Genomic DNA, 4,453 nt, shown 5'->3' on the forward strand with positions numbered 1-4,453 from the left:
ATGGGGTGGTTTCCATTTTACCCATTTATAACCGCTGTGTTCGCTGAGTTCGATCTTGACTTTTTGTTTGAGCCATCCCAGAAATATCACCACTGTTTTGTTGACTGTTTCACCGTCATATCTTTCGGCGGACCTTAGGTAGGTAGTGGTGAAACGAAATTCGCGATCGAGTTCTAAATTGCTGGCGGCAATACCAGTTTCCTCATGCAATTCGCGGAGGGCGCAACTCCACTCATCTTCTCCAGGTTCCATATGACCTTTTGGCAAGTCATAGCGATGGGGTTTCTGCATGAGCAAAAAACTTAACTGGGGTTCAGTACGCATAACAATTATGCCGCAGGATTTGATTTGTTGCATAGTTGCACTCACTCAATTATATCTGCTTGAGATATGCGGGCGGAACATTATCCACTAACCAAACTCCATTATCAGAACAGTAAAATTCGTAACCATCCCGGTGCATTCGGGTAGCGTCTACTGCAAAAACGACTGGGTTTCCGTGCCGTTTGCCCACTGCTTTTGCTGTAGCAATATCTGTCGATAGATGGACGTGGTGTCGTGACATTTTGTTAAGCCCGTTTTCCAGAATGGACTCGACGGCGCGATGTCCTGTACCGTGGTATAGCACATTTGGAGGAAGAGTGGGTTCTAATTGCAAATCGATTTCGACACTATGCCCTTGGTTAGCCCGAATTAAAGTGCCTGTGGTGTCGAAGGAAAACCGTTTTTTATTGTTTTTGGCGACTACTTCATTCAACTGGTCGGGGGAGATGGGAAAGTTGTGCTTTGCAGAAGCGGCTAGTAGTTCATTTACGGAAACCCAACCTCCTTCTGCAAGTTTGAGGCCAATTTCTTCGGGAGTGTGACGTAGGTATTTGCTCAGATATTTGCTGATTTTAACTAGACGAGAATCGTTCATAAGCCAGTCATTTTATTTTACATTACCAGTTTGACAAGAGGTAAAGCCTCCACTGTACCGAGATATAATACTAAGAAGGCCAATCATTTTCCAGGTATCGCTTGATTAAACTTGCGTGTGATAAAGGCTTTGATAAATTATCTAGATCGCAGTTAGTTTCGTAGTCTAATAATAATAATGTCTTGTCTGCACTAAGCTGTTGAATTTGAGAGAGAAAGTTCTGAAGGCAATTTTCCAACACCCATTTATATGAGGGTAGATAGATGGCGCGACGCGCTTCTGCGTAAGATAACAATCGCTCTCCTGTTAATCCAGCCCGATGACCCAGCACTTTTCCGTGAGTGCGTTGGGTGCGCTTGATACCTTTCATGTTAGTTATCATCAGTTTGCTAGGGTCTACATCGGCTGACTCGAAAACTTTTAAGCCTTGCCAGATGCCTTCGACTGTCATGCTAAAGTATCCAGGCGAAAAGGGAACGGGAATGTTACCGTGAGGATAAAATGGGCTGAATCGAATCCAAGGTTCCGAACCGCGAGAGGTAACGTCAATAATAGTAGCTTCTCCATAGTGTTTGCGTAAGTTATCGATCGAGGTGCGGCGACTTTTCACAATTACTGGCATAGTTTGTGCGGCTATCTCCCCATCGCTCAAAGACGCGCAAGTGTTTGTTTTATAGTGTACTACAATTCAGGGAGAAAAGATTTGCGATCGCAGTTCGATGGAAGTGCAGCCCAGAAACCCGGTTTCTTCGTAGCGCCGGAAAGCACCCACAAGCCCTTGCTACATATCGTTCATATTTTGACTTGTAAAGAATCTTGAAGAATTGCGATCGCTTCTCGTGCGTAACGAACGGTACGGGCTAGATTTCTGGCATTTTCGGGAGTCAGCGCGTAATCGCCGGAGTGGGTAACTGCGTGACGTAAAGATTCCACCTCTTTCAGTTTTTTTCTAGCAGCAGTTTTGTTTGGGAACGCACCGAGATTAAGGGCTGCATCTCGCTTATCGCAAAATTCGGTAACGCTGGCTTTATCCATTGCCATATTGTCGTTTTTCCACGCAATCCATCTCTGTTCAATTATAGTCGATCGACTCTCAGAAAGAGTTGCCAGCCATTCGTTTTCGTCTGGATATTTTTGTCGCAACCACTCTGCTAAAAGTAGTTCGACGCAAGTAATTAATGCGAATAGTACGGGACGGACGGCGAATTTTTGCAAGTCGCTGAGAGTGACAATTCCAACGATGCGTTTGCCATGAAGGATGAAGCGGAAAGGTTGATTGTCGGCATCTTCGATAAAGGAAAGCAGACTGGCGTTAGCGGAAATGATGATTGATTCATCGATTTTTTGCATGACTTCGCCTACGGATATTTCCACCCGATCGAGGCTGGAAGTTTGGCGATGGAAAACGCCGATGATGTTGTCGCGATCGTTAACTGGAATATAATCAAATTCTTCTAATTCAGGATTTGCCAAAACTGATTCTACTGTTTCATTTATATGGCAGTTTTTGAGGTCAAATGTGGCAATTAGGGCGATGTGCATCCCCACTTCTAGGGCAGAAAGTGCTTGATTTACACCTCCAGCTAAGGGGAAACTAGCCCAAGGTTTTACAGTCATCTTTCTTCACTCCCTTATTTGCATAATTTGAAATATTTTTACATTGTTTATGGGGTGCGTTTAACGCACCCTAAGCTACTAATGCAATTCCGTACCTTCTTGACGAAGCAGGTAGCGATCGCTTATCAGTTTCAGCACTACTCGACCGATTTCTGGATGCGTTCTTTCGAGCGTTGGTTGCACGATAACGCCTTCCATCATGCTATTAGGATTTAGTACGCTATTGGCATTATTAAACTGAGATATTGCTTCCCAACTGTAAGCACCAATATAAAGTACAGGTACTCTCGGCAGATTAAATTCTTGGCAAAACGCTACGAAGTCGGGATAATTTAGGAATTTCCCTTCTGTCCGAACAGCAAATATAACTATTCCAATTTTACCATCTTTCAAACCATACTTGATATCCTGCACGCCGTAAATTTCTCCAAAAACTTGCGTATTTTTGGGGAATTTATGGAGGATGGGGTTATCGTTGTACGCCCGCACATAAACCAGAGTTTTGTTATTTTCGTTGTTTTTCCAAAAGTAATGGTGACTGCCAATGTGAGTTATACCTTCAGCATCTACTAAAACGCTGAAATTCGTTCCGTGAACTTTCTCGGTGACAACAACTTCTTCGCCATCAAAGAGAATATCTCGGTAGCGCTTCAGGTTTTCGGGACTGGGGAATTTGTATTGACCGATCGCAGTTTCCATATCCCCGTTCATCGTTTGGGGAATGGGGTATTCGTACTTGGTTACGCCGAAATGTTCCGTGCAGTCGTCCCCAACATTTCCCGCAAAGTTATCGCCAACTGGAATGAGCAAACCTTCAGAGAAAATTCCCCGCAGTTTGGCCGCCCGCAGTTTTTTAGAATAGTAAGGACGAATCCCGAATTCATCTAGAAAGCGATCGGGGATAACGCTGTCGATCGGAAAGTAAAATGCTAAATCGCCTGGTTTAAAATTTCCCTTGGCGGCGATCACCTGATACGCCATCCCTTCAATAGTGGCGATGTCTAGTCGGTCTGCATTGGGATGAGGTAATACATTGTTGATTTTGACAACTTCTACTTTAAAAATGCTCATGGGATATGCCGAATACGAGTTTTTAAACTTTTGCGGAAAAACTTAATATTTAGCTTTGGCAATTTCTTACCCTTTGTTTGAACAGAATACTGTTCTACGAGTTGCTGCTGGACAGCTAGGGCGATCGCCTTGTAAACCGATCGCATATCAGTCATAACGTTACCTCCAAAAATAAAAAATTGTTTAAATTATTTTTCTGATTAGGGTGGCCGAGGGGTAAAGCACCACAGGGAGGGATTGCCTACGTGACTTGGTTTCGATAAAGTATTCCTTAATTGCGAGCGCGACTCAGTATAAAAAATCGACATTATAAAATCATGCAAACTTTCTCGTCTCCGCAACATCCTGGGTCAATAACATCCGTCGATAATGGGACGGCTTGTGCGGAATGCGACTCAGGCGATCTGTCATCATTACCACGACGCAGACCTCCTACTAGCGGAGAATCTGGGTCATCGGATGGGGGAAAATCATTTATGCAGCCTCGAAAACAGTTTATTAATTTGATGGAGGAGTTGGTACTCAAAGAGGCGATCGCGCAGATAGAGGAATTTGAAGCTACTAGCGACTGTTTGCTGGATATCGGCGACATCGCAGCTTATGCCCTCAATCGCTTGCCGCCGTTGTATGCTACGACAGACGAAGGTGCAGACTATCAACGCCAACGTGCGGAGGAAGAACTTCAGGAGACGATCGCCCAGAGGGTAAGTGAGGCGATTTCCCGTTACTTAGAACAACCAGAAACTTTGTTAAAAGGGCAACCTTTGGGCAAGAGTTCTCCCAAAGAACTTTTCAAGCAAATTAGTACTTTGCTGGAGGCTAACTTGCACAGATTTGAACAAGACG

At 44.2% G+C, this 4,453-nt stretch carries 7 protein-coding genes; 1 reads left to right on the forward strand and 6 read right to left on the reverse strand.

Going from position 1 to position 4,453, the window contains the following annotated elements; genetic code table 11:
• From H6S82_RS20070 to H6S82_RS20095, 6 genes are all read right to left on the reverse strand, one after another.
• Positions 1-357 (reverse strand): NUDIX domain-containing protein (locus H6S82_RS20070; RefSeq protein ID WP_191056611.1); only part of this gene is annotated, 357 nt, incomplete at its 3' end.
• A 16-nt stretch (positions 358-373) separates the two neighbouring features.
• Entirely contained in the window at positions 374-919 is a 546-nt protein-coding gene (locus tag H6S82_RS20075) for an RNA 2'-phosphotransferase (RefSeq protein ID WP_190465676.1), read from the reverse strand.
• 70 nt (positions 920-989) lie between these two features.
• Positions 990-1,541 carry a hypothetical protein gene (locus tag H6S82_RS20080; protein ID WP_190465677.1) on the reverse strand — a complete coding sequence of 184 codons (552 nt, stop codon included), beginning with the start codon at positions 1,539-1,541 and terminating at the stop codon, positions 990-992.
• A gap of 170 nt (positions 1,542-1,711) precedes the next feature.
• Entirely contained in the window at positions 1,712-2,536 is an 825-nt protein-coding gene (locus H6S82_RS20085; RefSeq protein WP_190465678.1) for a hypothetical protein, read from the reverse strand.
• 78 nt (positions 2,537-2,614) lie between these two features.
• A complete protein-coding gene (locus H6S82_RS20090) occupies positions 2,615-3,607 on the reverse strand; it encodes an RNA ligase family protein (protein WP_190465679.1) in 993 nt (330 codons plus the stop codon).
• A complete protein-coding gene (locus H6S82_RS20095; protein ID WP_190465681.1) occupies positions 3,604-3,762 on the reverse strand; it encodes a hypothetical protein in 159 nt (52 codons plus the stop codon). Before H6S82_RS20095 ends, H6S82_RS20090 begins: the two co-directional genes overlap by 4 nt.
• A 162-nt stretch (positions 3,763-3,924) precedes the next feature.
• Between H6S82_RS20095 and H6S82_RS20100 the strand changes: the two genes are divergently transcribed.
• Positions 3,925-4,453, forward strand: a 529-nt coding sequence (locus tag H6S82_RS20100) for a late competence development ComFB family protein (RefSeq protein ID WP_191056612.1), incomplete at its 3' end; no start/stop codon positions are given.

Origin of the sequence: Planktothrix sp. FACHB-1355 (assembly GCF_014748295.1) — a bacterium.
Classification (GTDB): domain Bacteria; phylum Cyanobacteriota; class Cyanobacteriia; order Cyanobacteriales; family Aerosakkonemataceae; genus Aerosakkonema; species Aerosakkonema funiforme_A.

Excerpts from the sequence above, each read along its gene's own strand:
- H6S82_RS20075 (WP_190465676.1), bottom strand. The coding sequence starts at position 919 with ATGAACGATTCTCGTCTAGTTAAAATCAGCAAATATCTGAGCAAATAC.
- H6S82_RS20080 (WP_190465677.1), bottom strand. The coding sequence starts at position 1,541 with ATGCCAGTAATTGTGAAAAGTCGCCGCACCTCGATCGATAACTTACGC.
- H6S82_RS20085 (WP_190465678.1), bottom strand. The coding sequence starts at position 2,536 with ATGACTGTAAAACCTTGGGCTAGTTTCCCCTTAGCTGGAGGTGTAAAT.
- H6S82_RS20090 (WP_190465679.1), bottom strand. The coding sequence starts at position 3,607 with ATGAGCATTTTTAAAGTAGAAGTTGTCAAAATCAACAATGTATTACCT.
- H6S82_RS20095 (WP_190465681.1), bottom strand. The coding sequence starts at position 3,762 with ATGACTGATATGCGATCGGTTTACAAGGCGATCGCCCTAGCTGTCCAG.